Origin of the sequence: Leucobacter muris (assembly GCF_004028235.1) — a bacterium.
In the GTDB taxonomy this organism is placed as follows: domain Bacteria; phylum Actinomycetota; class Actinomycetes; order Actinomycetales; family Microbacteriaceae; genus Leucobacter; species Leucobacter muris.
In genome coordinates, this window is record NZ_CP035037.1 from 974,687 (window position 1) to 991,316 (window position 16,630).

Annotated in this window: 12 protein-coding genes and 1 pseudogene; 4 read left to right on the top strand and 9 right to left on the bottom strand. The window is 71.6% G+C overall.

The window, feature by feature from the left end; genetic code table 11:
* Positions 1–4: 4 nt before the first annotated feature.
* Positions 5–3,721 (bottom strand): multifunctional oxoglutarate decarboxylase/oxoglutarate dehydrogenase thiamine pyrophosphate-binding subunit/dihydrolipoyllysine-residue succinyltransferase subunit, encoded by a 3,717-nt coding sequence (locus Leucomu_RS04600; RefSeq protein ID WP_017885218.1) that lies wholly within the window; start codon positions 3,719–3,721, stop codon positions 5–7.
* A 245-nt stretch (positions 3,722–3,966) separates the two neighbouring features.
* Here Leucomu_RS04600 and Leucomu_RS04605 point away from each other — a divergent pair, with 245 nt between their 5' ends.
* Complete coding sequence (locus Leucomu_RS04605; RefSeq protein ID WP_017885217.1) at positions 3,967–5,304, top strand: hemolysin family protein; 1,338 nt, start codon at positions 3,967–3,969, stop codon at positions 5,302–5,304.
* Positions 5,301–6,347, top strand: a complete 1,047-nt coding sequence (locus Leucomu_RS04610; protein WP_031290320.1) for a hemolysin family protein — start codon at positions 5,301–5,303, stop codon at positions 6,345–6,347. The genes Leucomu_RS04605 and Leucomu_RS04610 overlap by 4 nt, the downstream gene beginning before the upstream one ends.
* A gap of 139 nt (positions 6,348–6,486) precedes the next feature.
* Here Leucomu_RS04610 and Leucomu_RS04615 read toward each other — a convergent pair whose 3' ends face one another.
* From Leucomu_RS04615 to metX, 7 genes and pseudogenes are all read right to left on the bottom strand, one after another.
* Positions 6,487–7,107 carry a hypothetical protein gene (locus Leucomu_RS04615; protein ID WP_017885215.1) on the bottom strand — a complete coding sequence of 207 codons (621 nt, stop codon included), beginning with the start codon at positions 7,105–7,107 and terminating at the stop codon, positions 6,487–6,489.
* 93 nt (positions 7,108–7,200) lie between these two features.
* Positions 7,201–7,344, bottom strand: a complete 144-nt coding sequence (locus Leucomu_RS15440; RefSeq protein WP_228407278.1) for an ABC transporter permease — start codon at positions 7,342–7,344, stop codon at positions 7,201–7,203.
* 14 nt (positions 7,345–7,358) lie between these two features.
* A complete protein-coding gene (locus tag Leucomu_RS04620; RefSeq protein WP_228407280.1) occupies positions 7,359–8,447 on the bottom strand; it encodes an ABC transporter permease in 1,089 nt (362 codons plus the stop codon).
* Entirely contained in the window at positions 8,444–9,304 is an 861-nt protein-coding gene (locus Leucomu_RS04625; protein ID WP_128386490.1) for an ABC transporter ATP-binding protein, read from the bottom strand. Before Leucomu_RS04625 ends, Leucomu_RS04620 begins: the two co-directional genes overlap by 4 nt.
* Positions 9,301–10,773 (bottom strand): RND family efflux transporter, encoded by a 1,473-nt coding sequence (locus tag Leucomu_RS04630; RefSeq protein WP_228407282.1) that lies wholly within the window; start codon positions 10,771–10,773, stop codon positions 9,301–9,303. Before Leucomu_RS04630 ends, Leucomu_RS04625 begins: the two co-directional genes overlap by 4 nt.
* Before the next feature lie 2 nt (positions 10,774–10,775).
* Complete coding sequence (locus Leucomu_RS04635; protein ID WP_128386491.1) at positions 10,776–11,831, bottom strand: hypothetical protein; 1,056 nt, start codon at positions 11,829–11,831, stop codon at positions 10,776–10,778.
* A 174-nt stretch (positions 11,832–12,005) separates the two neighbouring features.
* A pseudogene (gene metX / locus Leucomu_RS04640) lies at positions 12,006–13,213 on the bottom strand (homoserine O-acetyltransferase MetX).
* A 214-nt stretch (positions 13,214–13,427) separates the two neighbouring features.
* On the opposite strand from metX, the gene Leucomu_RS04645 reads away from it, so the two are divergent.
* The gene (locus tag Leucomu_RS04645) at positions 13,428–14,261 is read left to right on the top strand and encodes an EamA family transporter (protein WP_128386492.1); all 834 of its coding nucleotides are present in this window, start codon (positions 13,428–13,430) and stop codon (positions 14,259–14,261) included.
* Between the two features lie 52 nt (positions 14,262–14,313).
* Here the strand turns inward: Leucomu_RS04645 and Leucomu_RS04650 are convergent, their stop codons facing one another.
* On the bottom strand, positions 14,314–15,636 hold the full coding sequence (locus Leucomu_RS04650; protein WP_017885208.1) for a bifunctional o-acetylhomoserine/o-acetylserine sulfhydrylase: 1,323 nt from the start codon (positions 15,634–15,636) through the stop codon (positions 14,314–14,316).
* Positions 15,637–15,855: 219 nt separating this feature from the next.
* On the opposite strand from Leucomu_RS04650, the gene Leucomu_RS04655 reads away from it, so the two are divergent.
* Positions 15,856–16,629, top strand: coding sequence for an SDR family oxidoreductase (locus Leucomu_RS04655; RefSeq protein ID WP_031290316.1), 774 nt, complete (start codon positions 15,856–15,858; stop codon positions 16,627–16,629).
* The last annotated feature ends 1 nt before the right edge of the window (position 16,630 follow it).

Below are 16,630 nucleotides of genomic sequence, written 5' to 3' on the forward strand. Positions count from 1 at the left end.
CCGCTCAGGACTCGTCGTCGAAGCGGAGCGCACGCGCGATGAGGCGCTCCTGCTCGACGGCGTGCACCTTCGCCGACCCCGTCGAGGGGGCCGCGGAGGCGGGGCGGGTGACGGCGCGGATGCGATCGTTCGCCAGGTGCTTCGACAGCTCGAGCGAGATGAACGGCCACGCCCCCTGGTTCTCGGGCTCGTCCTGCACCCACACCAGCTCGGCGCCGGGATACTGGGTGAGCACGCGGCCCAGCTGCACGCTCGGCACGGGGTAGAACTGCTCCACCCGCACGAGGGCGATGCGCGGGTCGGGCCGCTTCTCGAGCGCGACGCGCAGGTCGTAGTAGACCTTGCCCGACACGAGCAGCACGCGCTGCACCGCCTGGTGGTTCTCGATCGCGGGATCGTCGAGCACGGGCTGGAACGTGCCCGTCGTGAAATCCTCGACCGCGGAGGCCGCGCCGCGCAGGCGCAGCATCTGCTTCGGGGTGAAGACGATGAGCGGCTTGCGGGGGCGGGCGTAGGCCTGGCGGCGCAGCAGGTGGAAGTAGTTCGCCGGCGTCGAGGGGCGCGCGACGATCATGTTGTCCTCGGCGCACAGCTGCAGGTAGCGCTCGATGCGGGCCGACGAGTGGTCGGGGCCCTGGCCCTCGTAGCCGTGGGGGAGCAGCATGACCACTGAGGAGCGCTGGCCCCACTTCTGCTCGGCCGCCGCGATGTACTCGTCGATCACGGCCTGCGCGGTGTTCGCGAAGTCGCCGAACTGGGCCTCCCACAGCACGAGCGCGTCCTCGCGTTGCAGGGAGTAGCCGTACTCGAACGCGAGCGCCGCGTACTCGGAGAGCAGCGAGTCGTAGATCCAGAAGCGGGCCTGCTCGTCGGAGAGGTTGAGCAGCGGGATCCACTCCTGGCCGTTGGCGCGGTCGTGGAACACCGCGTGGCGCTGCGCGAAGGTGCCGCGGCGCGCGTCCTGGCCCACGAAGCGCACCGCGGTGCCCTCCATGAGCAGCGAGCCGAGCGCGAGCAGCTCGCCGAAGCCCCAGTCGATGCCGCCCTCGCGGCTCATCTCGAAGCGCTTGTTGAGCAGCTGCTGCAGCTTCTGGTGCACGGTGAAGCCCTCGGGCTTGTTCGCGAAGGCGTCGCCGATGCGCTCGACCACGGCCCGCTCCACCGCGGTCTCGAGCGGCGCGGGCCCGGGGCCGCCGGCCTCGGCGACCTCGCCGATGCCGCCGGCGCCGACGATCGGGATCGAGCCCGTCTGCGCCGCGTGGGTCTCCTGGAACGCGACTTCGAGCCGGTCCTGGAAGTCTTGCTTCGCCTTCTCGTACTCTTCCTCGGTGATGTCGCCGCGGCCGACGAGCGCGCTCGTGTAGAGGCGGCGCGTGGAGCGCTTGGCCTCGATGAGGTCGGTCATGAGCGGCTGGGTCATCGACGGGTCGTCGCCCTCGTTGTGGCCCCGGCGGCGGTAGCAGACGAGGTCGATGATGACGTCGATGTGGAAGCGCTGGCGGAACTCGTACGCGAGCTTCGCCACGCGCACGACCGACTCGGGGTCGTCGCCGTTCACGTGGAAGATCGGCGCCTGCACGACCTTGCCGATCTCGGACGAGTAGACGCCCGAGCGGGAGTCGAGGGGCAGCGTGGTGAAGCCCACCTGGTTGTTGATGATGATGTGGATCGTGCCGCCCGTGCGGTAGGCCCGCAGCTGCGACATCTGCAGCGTCTCGTAGACGACGCCCTGGCCGGCCATCGCCGCGTCGCCGTGCACGAGCACGGGCAGCGTGGTGAACGAGCCGATCGGCTTGAGATCCTGCTTCGCGCGCACGATGCCCTCGAGCACGCCGTCGACGGTCTCGAGGTGCGACGGGTTCGCGGCGAGGTGCACCGGCACCTGGGTGCCGTTCGGAGCGGTGAAGACGCCCGACGTGCCCAGGTGGTACTTGACGTCGCCCGAGCCGGCCTTCTGGGACTGGGCCCCCTCGAACTCGCGGAAGATCTGGCCGTAGGTCTTGCCCGCGATGTTCGACAGCACGTTGAGGCGGCCGCGGTGGGCCATGCCGATGTCGACGCTGTCGACGCCGTCTTCGGCCGCGTCGATGAGCATCGCGTCGAGCAGCGGGATCACCGACTCGCCGCCCTCGAGGCTGAAGCGCTTCTGGCCGACGTACTTGGTCTGCAGGAAGGTCTCGAAGGCCTCGGCCTCGTTGAGCTTCTCGAGGATGCGCATCTGCTCGTCGCGGCTGGGCTTCGCGTAGGGCACCTCGAGCTGCTCGCGCAGCCACAGGCGCTGGCCCGGATCCTGGATGTGCATGTACTCGATGCCGATCTTGCGGCAGTACGAGTCGCGCAGCACGCCGAGGATGTCGCGCAGCTTCATGGCGCGCTTGCCGCCGATGCCGCCCGTCACGAACTCGCGGTCGAGGTCCCAGAAGGTGAGGCCGTGGTTCTCGATCTCGAGATCGGGGTGGGTGCGCTGCACGTACTCGAGGGGATCGATGTCGGCCATCAGGTGGCCGCGCACGCGGAACGAGTTGATGAGCTCCTGCACGCGGGCGGTCTTGTCGACCGCGCCCGAGACGTCGACGTGAATGTCGGTCGCCCACTGCACGGGCTTGTAGGGGATGCGCAGGGCCGCGAAGATCTCCTCGTAGAAGCCGTGGCCACCGGTGAGGCGCTCGTGCACGAGCTTGAGGAACTCGCCCGAGCCGGCGCCCTGGATGACGCGGTGGTCGTACGTGCTCGTGAGCGTGATGGTCTTCGAGATGCCGAGGCGCACGAGCACGTCTTCGGAGGCGCCCTGGAACTCGGCCGGGTACTCGAGCGCGCCGGCGCCGATGATGGAGCCCTGACCGCTCATGAGGCGCGGCACCGAGTGCACGGTGCCGATGCCGCCGGGGTTGGTGAGCGAGATCGTGGTGCCCTGGAAGTCGGCTGCGCCGAGCTTGTTGTCACGGGCGCGCTTCACGAGGTCTTCGTAGGCGGCGAGGTACTCGTTGAAGTCGAGGGTCTCGGCGCGCTTGATGCTGGGGACGAGCAGCGAGCGGGTGCCGTCGGGCTTCGGCACGTCGATCGCGATGCCGAGCCCGATGTGGGAGGGCGCGACGAGCGACGGCTTGCCGTCGATCTCGGCGTAGGCGACGTTCTGGCTGGGGAACTCCTTGAGCGACTGGATCAGCGCCCACCCGATGAGGTGCGTGAAGGAGACTTTGCCGCCTCGGCTGCGGCGCAGGTGGTTGTTGATGACGATGCGGTTGTCGATCAGCAGCTTGGCCGGGATCGTGCGCACGCTCGTGGCGGTCGGCACCGTGAGGCTCTGATCCATGTTCTTGGAGAGCGTGCGCGCCATGCCGCGCAGCGGGGTGACCGTGTCCTCCTGCTGCTCGGCGGCCTCGGCGCGGGCGGAGGCGCGGGGGGCGTCGGCGGGGATCGGGGCCTCGCGGGGAGCCGTGTTGGTGGTGCGCGCGGGCTGCGTCGAGGTGGGGGCCGTCGACGGCGCGGCGGGGGATGCGGGGGAGACCACAGCGGGCTGTGCGGTGGCCTTCGGCCGAGGAGCTGCGGCTGCGGGCGGTGCGGCTTCGGCGCCGTACTTCTCGAGCACCGGCCACCACGACCGGTCGACCGAGTTCTTGTCGACCTGATACTGCTTCCACAGCTCATCGACGAGCCACTCGTTTGCACCGAAATCTCCTGCGGGACCAGCCTGTCCGGTGGTCTCCGTGCGCTCCGCCAAAGCGACTTCCCTTCGTTGATGTCGTATGTGGCAACTCGTAGCCGGGACCGGCTCCGTAGCCGGTGTCCGGTAAACAAGCCTACGCCTTTCGAAAGCACGATGGGGGATGACTCTCAGGAAGAACCCCCACCCCCGACTGCTAGGATCGGTAGGGCTATGGACGCAGACTCTCGAAGACCGTCAGACCCCCCCCCGAGTATCGGCCGCGCTGAAGCGCGGCACCCCGCACCTCCGAGGAGCGGCCGGTGAACGACTGGCTCCTGCTGCTCATCGGTATTCTCCTCACCGTCGGCACGGGCATCTTCGTCGCCGCCGAGTTCTCCCTCGTCGCCCTCGACCGCCACGACCTCGAGCGGCGCCGGGCCGGCGGGCAGCGCGGCCTCGACCGCGTGATCCGCGGTCTCACCCGCACCTCGACGCACCTGTCGAGCGCGCAGCTGGGCATCACGCTCACCACGCTGCTCGCCGGCTACACGCTCGAGCCGGCGATCAGCGGCTTCCTCGACGCCCCCCTGGGCGCGCTCGGCGTGCCGGAGGGGCTGCGGCGCGCCATCAGCGCGCCCGTCGCGGTCGCCCTCGCGACGGTGTTCTCGATGATCGTCGGTGAGCTCGTGCCGAAGAACTTCGCGCTCGCGAAACCGCTCGCGACGGCGAAGGTCGTGATGCCGGCCCAGGCGGCGTTCACCACCACCTTCAAGCCCGCGGTCATGGCGCTGAACGGCAGCGCGAACGGCATCCTGCGCTCGATCGGCATCGAGCCCAAGGAGGAGCTGTCGGGCGCGCGATCGGCCGAGGAGCTCTCATCGCTCGTGCGCCACTCCGCGAGCGCGGGACTGCTCGAGGCCGACACCGCCACGCTGCTCGACCGCACGCTGCGCTTCTCCGAGCTCACCGCGGCCGACGTGATGACGCCGAGACTCAGGGTCGAGAGCGTGCAGCGGCTCGAGCCGGCCCAGGCCGTGCTCGAGCTCTCCGGGCGCAGCGGCTACTCGCGCTTCCCCGTCATCGACGAGGATCGCGACGACGTCGTCGGCGTCGTGCACGTCAAGCAGGCGGTCGCGGTGCCCCGCGGCAAGCGGGGCGAGGTGCCGGTGGCCGCGCTCGCGGAAGACGTGGTGCGCGTGCCCGAGACCATGCACCTCGATCACCTGCTCGAGGAGCTGCGCTCCTCGGGCTTCCAGCTCGGCATCGTCGTCGACGAGTACGGCGGCACCGCCGGCATCGTGACCCTCGAAGATCTGGTCGAGGAGATCGTCGGCGAGGTCGCCGACGAGCACGACCGCGCCGCCGCCGGCGTGGTGGGCACAGCCGAGCAGATGACCTTCCCGGCCGACCTGCGCCCGGACGAGGTGCGCGACCAGACCGGCGTCGACATCCCCGACGACGACGCCTACGACACCGTGGCCGGTTACGTGCTGCGCGAGCTCGGGCGCATCCCCGACCCGGGCGACGAGGTGTCGCTGCCCGACGGCGGCACGTTGCGGGTCGAGCGGATGGACGGTCGCCGCATCGCGCGCGTGCGCTACACGAGCCCGCCGGTGCCCGCCACCGACGCCGACGACCGAGCGGAGGACCGCGCATGAGCGACTGGATGGGAATCGTCTGGCTGGTCGTGCTGCTCGCCGCCAATGCCTTCTTCGTGGGCGCCGAGTTCGCCGTGATCTCGGCGCGCCGCTCGCAGATCGAGCCGAGAGCTGAAGCCGGCTCGAAGCGCGCGAAGACCGCGCTCTACGCCATGGAGCACGCGACGCTCATGCTCGCCACGAGCCAGCTGGGCATCACCGTGTGCTCGCTGCTGATCCTGAACGTCTCCGAACCCGCGATCCACCACCTCCTCGAGGGGCCGCTCGCGTGGACGGGCCTGCCCGTCGAGGCCGTCTCGATCGCGGCGTTCGTCATCACGCTGCTGCTCGTCTCGTACCTGCACGTCGTGCTCGGCGAGATGGTGCCGAAGAACGCGGCGTTCTCGCTGCCCGATCAGGCTGTGCTGCTGCTCGCGCCCCCGCTCGTCGCGGTGTCGCGGGTGCTGAAGCACGTCATCGCCGCCCTCAACGCCATCGCCAACGGCGTGCTGCGCATGTTCGGCGTCGAGCCGAAGTCCGAGACCAACAGCACCTACACGCTCGAGGAGGTCGCGAGCATCGTGAGCCAGTCGACGCGCGAGGGGCTGCTCGAGGATCGCAGCGGCACCCTCACCGCGGCGTTCGAGTTCACCGAGAAGCGGGCCGACGATCTGCTCGTGCCGCTCGAACGGCTGGTCGTGCTGCCCGCCGGGGCCACGCCGCTCGACGTCGACGCCGCGGTCGCGCGCCACGGCTTCTCGCGCTACCCGATCGCCGACGCCGACGGGGGGCTCGCGGGCTACGTGCACATCAAGGATCTGGTGCGCCTCGGGGAGGAGCGGATCGCCGAGCCGATTCCGGGCAAGCGGATCCGCGCGATGATCTCGATCCACGCCGGCACCGAGCTGGAGGACGTGCTCGCGCGCATGCAGGCCCGCGGCATCCACCTCGCCCGCATCTACGACGGCGACGGCGCCGACCTCGGCGTCGTCTTCCTCGAGGACGTGATCGAAGAGCTCGTGGGCGAGGTGCACGACGCGACCCGCCGCCGACGCTTCGACTAGGGCGTCGTCCCACGGGCCTCGGGGCCGGGCTCGCCCCGGAGGCCCGTCGACGGGCGCCCGGTGTCGCGAGCCCGAGGCATCCCGGGGCTCCCGGGGCTCTGAGGCATCCCGGGGCTCCGGGGTGCGAGAGCTGCGTCGCTCAGTGCGCGGCGAAGACGAGGTGCGCGGCGAGCTCGTCGGCGAGGAACCAGTCGCCGGCCAGCAGTGGATTGTCGGGCACGCTGAGACGCACGTCGAACTCGGCGGCGTCGTCGGTGAGCTCGGTGGGCGTCACGCGCAGGGTCGTGTCGGGGCGCACGATGCCCTGCGCCGAGAGGGTGCCGACCACGCTGACCGTGGCGCTCTCGCTCAGGTCGCCCCGCAGCGCCGTCGGCTCGGTGAGCTCGAAGGCCGCGTCGGGCAGCCCCACCGCGCTCACGTCGAGCCTCGCCTCGGTGATCACCCCGTCGAGCAGCACGATGTAGCCGCTCGTCGACAATGTGCTGCCGATCAGCGCGGAGAGGGTGTCGCCCCCGGTCTCGGTGAGCAGCCGGGTCTCGGTCACCTCGTAGACGCGCTCGGTCGACACCTCGAGCAGGTCGGACTCCGCGGTGGTGCGCAGCTCGATCGCCTGGTGCGCAGCCGACGAGACCGGGGCGCAGGCGGTGAGGCAGAGCGGCAGCGCCGCCGAGACGGTCGCCACCACACGAACGGTGCGCGCGGATCGGCGCGACGGCACGGTGGTCACGGTGGCCTGGCTCCTCTCGCGTTCGTTCGACACCCGGTGAGACTACGCGTCGAAAGTGGGAGGCCGATGGGAGGGGGCTCGGGGGCCGGGGCGGCGCGCCGCGGCTGGCCGACGGTCGGCTCGATCCTAGGCGTCGCGCAGCGCGTCGACGGGCTCGATGCGCGCCGCCTTGAGCGCCGGATAGGTGCCCGCGAGCAGCCCCACGAGCGCGCCGACCAGCACTCCGACCGGGGCCGCCCACACGGCGAGCACGGGCGTCCACTGCTGCACGAGGCACACCCCGATCACCCCGAAGAGCCCACGACCACGCCGATGAGGCCTCCCAGCACGCCGATGGTGAACGACTCGAGCATGAACTGCGCGGCGATGTCGCGGGTGCGCGCGCCGAGCGCCCGGCGCAGGCCGATCTCGCCCCGCCGCTCCGACACCGACAGCAGGGTGACGCTCGCGATCCCGATGCCGCCGCCGAGCAGCGCCACGACGCCGATCGCGAGGAACAGCACGTTGACGTCGGCCTCGACCCCCGATCGCAGCGCGCTGCCGTCGGGCGGCGCCGACACCTTGAAGACCTGCGGGTCGTTCGGGTTCAGCGCGATCGGCGCCTGGTGCGCGACGACCGACCCCGCGCCCACGGCGATGCGGATGTCGAGGCTCTCGGCCGCGGCCAGCCCGAGCTCTGCCCGCGCCGTGCCGATCGGCATGATCACCGAGTCGAGCAGCGCGCTGCGCGTGCCGACCTCGCTCAGGATGCCGATGACCGTGTAGGCGCGGCCGTCGACGAAGATCGCCGGCTGCCCGGTGACCCGGTTCACGCCGAGCTGCTCGGCCGCCCCCGACCCGAGCACGACCACCCGGTCGCGACGCTGCTCGTGGCCGGAGTCGAAGAAGCGGCCCGTGCCGATTCCGCCCTCGACGACGTCGAGCAGCTCCGGCGAGGCGCCGACGACGGGTGGCGGCGCCTTCGCGGCGGCGGAAGGATCCTGCACCTCGACGGCGTCGACGCTCGGGGAGCCCGTCGCCTTCGCGTAGAGCGCCGCGTGCTCGACCCCGACGAGGTCGCGCACCCGCTCCACCGAGTCCCAGGGCAGCCGAGCGGTGGCGCGCTCCTTGCCGCCGGGCCCGCTGCTCGTGCCCGGCTCGATGGTCACGCGCGTCGCGGCCAGCGCGTCGAACTGCTGCGCGATCTGACCGGCCGCGGTCTGCGCGAAGCCGATCGTGGCGACGAGCGAGGCGATCCCGAGCACGGTGCCCACGAGCGTGATGAGCAGCCGCGAGGGGCGCGCTCCCGCGCCCTCGAGGGACTCGCGGATCAGATCCCGCGGGGAGATGCCCGGGATCGCGCGCCGCGGCCGGCGCTCGCGCCGGATCCTCACGCGATCTCCGAGAGCTCGCCGTCGTGCATCCGCACCCGGCGCCGCGCCGACGCCGCGACCGCCTCGTCGTGCGTGATCATGACGATCGTGAGGCCCTCGGCGCCGAGCTCGTCGAAGAGGCGCATGACGGCGCGCGAGTTGGCGCGATCGAGGTTGCCGGTGGGCTCGTCGGCGAGCAGCAGCCGGGGCGACGTGCACACCGCGCGGGCGATGGCGACCCGCTGGCGCTCGCCGCCGGACAGCGTGCCGGGGGAGAAGTCGACGCGGTGGGAGAGCCCCACCCGTTCGAGGGCGCTGCGCGCGAGGGGCTCGCGCTGCTCGCGCGGCAGGCCCGCATACGCGCCCGCGAGCATGACGTTCTCGAGCACGCTGCGGGTGGGCAGCAGGTGGAACGACTGGAACACGAAGCCGATGGCGCGGGCGCGCAGCGCGGCCCGCTCGTCGTCGTCGAGCTCCGAGACGTCGACGCCCTCGAAGAGGAACCGGCCGGTGCTCGGGCGGTCGAGCAGGCCGAGCGTGTTGAGCATGGTCGACTTGCCCGATCCCGAGGGCCCGACGATCGCGAGATAGTCGCCGCGCGCGACGGTGAGGTCGATTCCGCGCAGCGCGTTGACGGGCGGCGGGCCGGGGAAGAACCGGGTGACGTCGGCGAGTTCGATGATGGGGCCGGGGTGCTCGGGATCGCCGACCGCCGCGACGGGGCCGACGCCGGCGGCGGAGTCCGAGAGCGCGGCGCGCTCGGCCCGGCGGTGGGCCTGCGCGCGGGCCCGCGCGCGGCGCACGACCTCTCGGTCGCTCGCGGGTTGCGGGCGGGCGGCGGGCAGTGCGCCCGCGATGAGGGCGTCGAGGTCGCTCATCGCCCCACCACGACCTTGACCCCCGCCTCGATGCGCGGATCGTCGGAGGCGATCTCGACGTAGCCGTCGGCTGCGAGCCCCGCCCGCACGGCGATGTTCTCGGTCTCGGCGTCGGGTCCGCTCTTCGGATCGATGAGCAGTTCGACGCGTTCCTCGCCCGCCGATCCGGCCGAGAGCGCGGCGATCGGCACGGCGAGCACCTCGCCGTCGGTCGAGGCGATGGGGATGCGCAGGCGCACGTTCGTGCCCCGCAGCGCCTCGATCTGCTCGGGGGAGAGCTCGCCCGGGCTCAGCTCGACGGTGTAGCGGGCCGCGCCGCCCGAGCTCTGATCCGCGCTGTTCTCCGCCGCGCCCTCGGTCGAGCGCGTCTGGGGTGCGGTGACGCGCTGCACGGTGGCGGTCAGCTCGGTGCCGTCGGGTGCGGGGAAGAACGCGGTGAGGCCCTCGGTGATGAGTTCGGCGTCCTGCTGCGACACCGAGCCCACGATCGTGAGGGTGGCGCCCGAGACGCTCATGGGCGACCCGGAGAGGATGTCGCCCCGTTTGACCGAGACCGCGTCGACGCGGCGGGGCAGGTCGGCGAGGAAGAGCGCCTCGCTCGACGGAAGCGTGGGGAGTACGCCCTCCTGGGCCTCGGCGAGCAGCTGCTGCGCGTCCGAGAGCTGATCGGAGGCGGCGTTCACCGCGGCCTGCTCGCCGATCACGTTGGTCGCCCCCGCGTCGACGGCCTGGCTCAGCGCGGCTCTGGCCTGCGCGAGCCCCGTGCCGGCGTCGCGCACGCCGCGCTCGGCGTCGCGCAGCATCTGCTGGGCCTCGGGCCCGCCGGCGGCGGGCGCGTAGCCGATCTGCTCGTAGAGCACGCCGAGCGCGACCGCGGTGTCGTAGTCGAAGACGTCGGAGGCGGTGTCGCCGACCCAGTACCCCATGCCCGCGAGTGCGACCTTCAGCTGCACGACGTCGGGGCCGCGCATGCCCACCGCCAGCGAGCGGTACGCCGGCAGATCGCCGGAGAGCACCACGACCGGGCGGCCGGCGAGTTCGAGGGCGATGCCGCCGGGTTGCAGAACGGCGCCGACCTCCGGCACGTGGCCGGTCACCACGGGCCGGTCGCTGGCCCCGGCGGTGTCGACGGAGGCCTCGACCGCGTCGGCGTAGGTGATCTCGCCCCGGGAGACGATCGTGTTCTCGATCGTCCGCTGCTCGATCGGCGCGGTGACGGGCCCGGGTTCGGGGGCGGCGGTGCGAGCCGCGAGCTCGGCGGGCGACACGATGAACTGCATGACCGCGACGCCGATCAGCAGCGACACGACGGCGACCGCGGCGATCAGGGCCACGAGCCGCGTGCCCGACCAGCCCGGTCGCCGCTCCTCGGCGGTCGCCGGGGCCTCGGTATCGGGCTCGGGATCCCGAACCCCGTCAGCGGGCCCGCCTTCCGAGCCCGCGCGCCTCCGGCGCCCAGGCAGCGCCATGCCTACGACTTCTTCTGGTCGGCGCCGTGCTTGGCGATCAGCGCGTCGAGCTCGGCCCGGTGCTCGTCGACGAAGCGCTGCTCGAGGTCGAACTGCACTGTGCGCACCTGCTGCTCGTAGTCGATGCCGTCCTTGCACTTCCAGTCGGTGACCGCCATCTCGATCTCGCGCTGCTGGAACTCCGACTTCTGCCGGTCGCTCGGCCCGCTCCAGCCCGCGAGGTCGTCGCCCGTGCCCTCGGGCGGGGTCTGGAGGGTGTTCCACTCCTCGTTGAGGCCGTCCATCGCGGTCTGCGGGCTCACGAGGTCGGTGTAGCCGGCGTCGGCCATGCACTCCGACCACTCGCGGTCGAGTTTCGCCACGTCGTCGTTGGGGCTCGGCGCACCCGGGTCGTCGTAGTTGTAGAGTTCGCTCCACACCGCGTTCATGCTCTCGAAGAGCTCCGCGAACTCCGGGTCCTCGTAGGCGGCCATCGCCGAGCCGTACTCGTCCTGCACCTCGTGGTCGGCCGCACCGTAGCAGCCGCTCTGGGTCCAGTCCCACTCGTAGGTGCCGTCCTCCATAGCGGCCATGTCCTCTTCGCTGGGCTGCGGGCCGGAGAGCGCCTCGTAGTAGGCCTGCTGCTCGGACTCGCTGAGCGACTCGACGTATCCCTGGTTGGGGTCGACGTACTCCTCGGACTGCTGCTCCATCTCGGCGAGGCCGGGCCAGTCGACGATGCCGTAGCCGTACTGCTCGGCGAACTCGAGGCTGCCCCACTCGATCCCGTCGTCGCCCAGTGTCGACATGCCGCCGTTTTGGGAGTTCGGCTGGTAGTCGAAGCCCTCGCCGGCCATGCACTCGGCGACGAGCTCCTCGCGCTTCGCGTTGATGCGCTCGTAGAACTCCTCGGACTCGGTCTCGGCGCTGGAGAGCGACGAGAGGTACTCGGAGAGCGGGCCTTCATCGTCGGAGGCGTTCTTCCCGCCGCCGCTCCCGCTGCAGGCGACGAGCGTCAGCAGCGAGGCGGCGAGGATCGCGGGGAGCGCGGCTCTGGCGGAGACGGTACGTGACGACATCGGCACCTCATTCTGGGTTCGAGGGACGGGCGTCCCGCTCTCAGGCTCACCGAACTTGTGCCGATTGTGTAGTACAAGTTCGGAGTGGTTGCCGCCAGCGTATCGCACAAGTGTTGATGAAGTCGCGGAGGGGGGTCCGCCGTCCGTGACGGGCTCGAGGGGCGGTGGGGGCGATCACACCTCGAGCAGACGCCGCAGGTGCTCGCCCACCCGCTCGAACTCGATGAGGAACGCATCGTGACCGAACGGAGAGTCGATGCGCGTGGCGCGATCCCCGTCGAGGCTGCCGGGGGTGTGGCGGGCGATCTCGTCCTGCCCCTCGAGCGTGAAGAGCCGGTCGCTCGGGATACCGAGCACGAGCGTGGGCAGCTGCAGCGTCGAGAGCGCCGCCCGCACCCCGCCGCGCCCGCGGCCCACGTCGTGCGAGTTCATGGCCTGCACGAGCGTGACGTAGCTGCCCGCGTCGAAGTGGCGCGTGAACTTGTTGCCGTGGAAGTCGAGGTAGCTCTCGACGGCGAATCGTCCGCCGCCGCCGAGCGGGCTGACCGCCGACTGCCAGGAGCGGCCGAAGCGGTCGTCGAGCTCGGTGTGACTGCGGTAGTTCAGCAGGGCGAGGCGGCGGGCCGTCGCGAGCCCGTGGTGCGGCCCCACCCCGTCGGGGGCGTCGTAGTAGTTGCCCCCGCGGCAGAAGGGGTCGGAGCGGATCGCCTCGAGCTGCACGAGGTTCAGGCCGATCTGGTCCGCGGTCGTGACCGGGGGTGCGGCGATCACCGCGAGCCGCTCGGTGCGCTCCTGGTGCGAGATGCCCCACTCGAGCGCGTGCATGCCGCCCATCGAGCCACCGATCACGGCGGCGAAGCGGTCGATGCCGATCTCGTCGGCGAAGCGGGCGGCGGCGGCCACCTGATCCCGGATCGTGAGGTAGGGGAAGCGCCCGCCCCACTCGCCCCCCCCGACGGGTCGAGCGAACCGGGCCCGGTCGAGCCCTGGCACCCGCCCAGCACGTTGGGCGCGATGACGCAGTAGCGGCTCGTGTCGAGCGGGCGGCCGGGGCCGACGATCTCGCTCCACCAGCCGTCGGTCGGGTGGCCGGGCCCCGCGGGCCCGACGAGGTGGCTGTCGCCCGTGAGCGCGTGGAACACCAGGATCGCGTTGTCGCGCTGCTCGTTCAGCTCGCCGAAGGTCTCGTAGGCGATGCGCACGTTCGGGATCTCGGCGCCCGCCTCGGTGGCGAGCGCCCCGATACTCGCGAACCGGCGGTCGCCCACCGGATCGCCGTCGCGCCAGCCCCCCGAGATCGGCGGACGCCCCATCAGCGCCCGCAGCTGGGCGTCCGTGATGAAGTCGGTGGGGAACGAGTCCTCGGGCGTCTGCCAGTCCATAACTGTCCATTCTGCCCCGGCCCGGCGCAGCGCGGGCGAATGTTACGGGTGGAAGGGCTGCGGGTGACCTGCCGTCGATATGGGATCTGCCGAAGACATGCCCGATTCCGGCGCTGGCGCCATACCTTCGGCAGATCCCATACCGATGGCAGCGAGAGAAGAAGCATGGGACCGGCGATAGGGTGCTGAGGCGACCGCCGCCCCGTCCCGCCGCATGCCGTCGAGCCTGCTCGCGATCGCCGCGATCTTCAGCGTGCAGTTCGGCAACGCCTTCGTCGGGTCGCTGTTCGCCCAGGTGGGCCCGCTCGGCGCCGCCGCGCTGCGGCTGGGCTTCGCCGCGCTGATCCTCGTCGTGATCGTACGGCCCCGGGTGCGGGCGTGGGGCGCGCGCACGTGGCTGGGCGTGGCGCTGCTCGGGATCGGCATGGCCGGCATGAACGTGTTCATCTACCTGTCGATCGACGAGATCCCGCTCGGCCTCGCCGTCACCATCGAACTCATGGGACCGCTCGCGGTCGCCGCGGCGGGCATCCGCCGGCCGGTGGACGCCGCCTGGGTGGGGCTGGCCGTGGGCGGCATCCTGCTGCTCGGTCTCGACGACACCGGCGCGGTGACCCTGCGCGGCGCGCTCTTCGCCGCGGTCGCGGCGGCGTTCTGGGCGCTCTACATCCTGGCTTCCGCGCGCCTGAGCTCGCGCGTGCGCGGCATCGACGGCCTCGTTGCGGCGGTGGCGGTGGCGGCGCTCGTGGTCGTGCCCTTCGGTGCCGTGGATGCAGCCGTGGCCGTGCGGCAGGACCCGGCCCTGCTCGGGGCCTTCGCGATCCTCGCCCTCATGACGAGCGTCATCGCCTACGGCTTGGAGTTCCTGGCGCTGAAGCGCATGACGGCTCGCGTGTTCGGGGTGCTGTCGAGCCTCGGCCCCGCGGTCGCGGCGCTCGCGGGCTTCGCTGTGCTGCACCAGCAGCTCGACGCGCGGCAGCTGCTCGCGATCCTGCTCGTCGTGTGCGCGAGCGCGGGGGTCGTGGCGACCTCTCGCCGTACGGCCTGAACGACGGAGCGGGGCCCGGGCCGAAGCCCGGGCCCCGCTCGCGACGCGCGCGCTACGCCTGCGCGTTCGCCTCGGCGACGATGCGGCGCGCCGCGGCGAAGCCCTGCTCGAGGTCGGCCTTGATGTCGACGATGTTCTCGAGGCCCACCGACAGGCGCACGAGGCCGGGGGTGACGCCGGCCGTGAGCTGCTGCTCGGGGGTGAGCTGCGAGTGCGTGGTCGAGGCCGGGTGGATCACGAGGCTGCGCACATCGCCGATGTTGGCGACGTGGCTGAACAGCTCGAGGCTGTTCACGAACGCCTTGCCGGCCTCGACGCCGCCCTTCAGCTCGAACGAGAGCACGGCGCCGACGCCCTTCGGGGCGTACTCGTTGGCGAGCGCGTACCAGGGGCTCGAGGGCAGCCCCGAGTAGTAGACGGTGGCGACGTCGTCGTGGCCGTCGAGCCACTCGGCGACCTCCTGCGCGTTCTGCACGTGGCGCTCGATGCGCAGCGACAGCGTCTCGATGCCCTGCAGCAGCAGCCAGGCGCTGTGCGGCGCGATGGCCGAGCCGAGGTCGCGCAGCAGCTGCACGCGCGCCTTGATGATGTAGGCGATCGCGTCGCCCACGGCGCCCGTGTAGCTGACGCCGTTGTAGGAGGGGTCGGGCTCGGTGAGGCCCGGGAAGCGGTCGGTGTGCTGCGACCAGGGGAAGGTGCCGCCGTCGACGATCACGCCGCCGAGGGTGGTGCCGTGGCCGCCCAGGAACTTCGTGGCCGAGTGCAGCACGATGTCGGCGCCGTGCTCGAAGGGCCGCACGAGGTAGGGGCTCGCGACGGTGTTGTCGATGATGAGCGGCAGACCGTTCTCGTGCGCCACGTCGGAGACGGCGCGGATGTCGAGGATCGCCGAGCGGGGGTTCGCGATCGACTCGGCGAAGAACAGCTTGGTGTTGGGGCGCACGGCCCGCTGCCACGCCGCCGGATCGTCCTGGTCCTCGACGAAGGTGACTTCGATGCCGAGCTTCGCGAGCGAGTACTTGAACAGGTTGTAGGTGCCGCCGTAGATGGAGCTCGACGAGACGATGTGGTCGCCGGCGTTCGCGATGTTCAGCACCGCGAAGGTCGAGGCGGCCTGACCGCTCGCGAGCAGCAGGGCGGCGGTGCCGCCCTCGAGCGCGGCGATGCGCTCCTCGGCGACGGCCTGCGTGGGGTTCGTGATGCGGGTGTAGATCGGGCCGAGCTCGGCGAGCGCGAAGCGGTTCGCCGCCTGGTCGGTGTTCTCGAACACGAAGGACGTGGTCTGGTGGATCGGCAGCGCGCGGGCGCCGGTCTCGTCGAGCTGCTGGCCCGCATGGATCTGCTTGGTCTCGAAACCCCAGGTCTGGTCGGTCATGGATACTCCTCGGTGAGTGTGTACGGCGGTGGTCTGTACGGCGGTGACGGGGATCGCTCGGAACGGCGACGGTGTCGAGACTACGAAGCGAGCCTGTGAACGGCAACGGAACGAGACACGATGCGTAACGTTGCGCGCCCTCGGGCCGCCGCTCCGGCGGGTCCCGGCACGGGATCCGGGAGGAACATAGGATGGGGGCGGAGCGCGGAGGGAGCGGCGATGCTGAGACGAGTGGTGGTGACGGGCGCGAGTTCCGGGATCGGTGCGGCGACCGTGCGGCGGTTCGCCGAGCTCGGCTGGCAGACCGTCGCCGTGGCCCGCCGCGAGGATCGGCTGCGCGCGCTCGCAGAGGAGACCGGTGCGCACGCCGTCGTCTGCGACGTGACCGACGAGGAGCAGGTGACGCGGCTCGCGGCGGAGGTGACCGCGACGGGCGGCGCGACGGGTCTCGTGAACAACGCGGGAGGCGCCCTGGGCGTCGAATCGGTGGAGCACGCGTCGAACGACGACTGGCGCCGCATGTTCGAGGTGAACGTGATCGGCCTGCGCTCGGTCACGGCGGCACTGCTGCCCGTGCTGCGCGTGGGCGCGCGACGGACGGGGTGGGCCTCGATCCTCAACCTCACCTCGACCGCGGGGCACGACGCCTATCCGGGCGGCGGCGGATACAACGCCGCCAAGTACGCGGCGCACGCCGTCACGGGCGTGCTGCGGCTCGAACTGGCGGGCGAGCCGATCCGGGTGATGGAGCTCGCGCCGGGCCTCGTGCACACCGAGGAGTTCACGCTCAACCGGCTGCGCGGCGACGCCGCGGAGGCGGCGAGACCCTACGCCGACGTGATCCCTCTGCAGGCCGACGACGTCGCGCGCGTGCTCGTGGGCGCGTTCGAGCAGCCCCCGCACGTCAACCAGGACCTGATCGTGGTGCGCCCCGTCGCGCAGTCGAGCGTGTTCCACACCCACCGCGGCCCGCTGGTGCCGAGGGCGGAGTGAG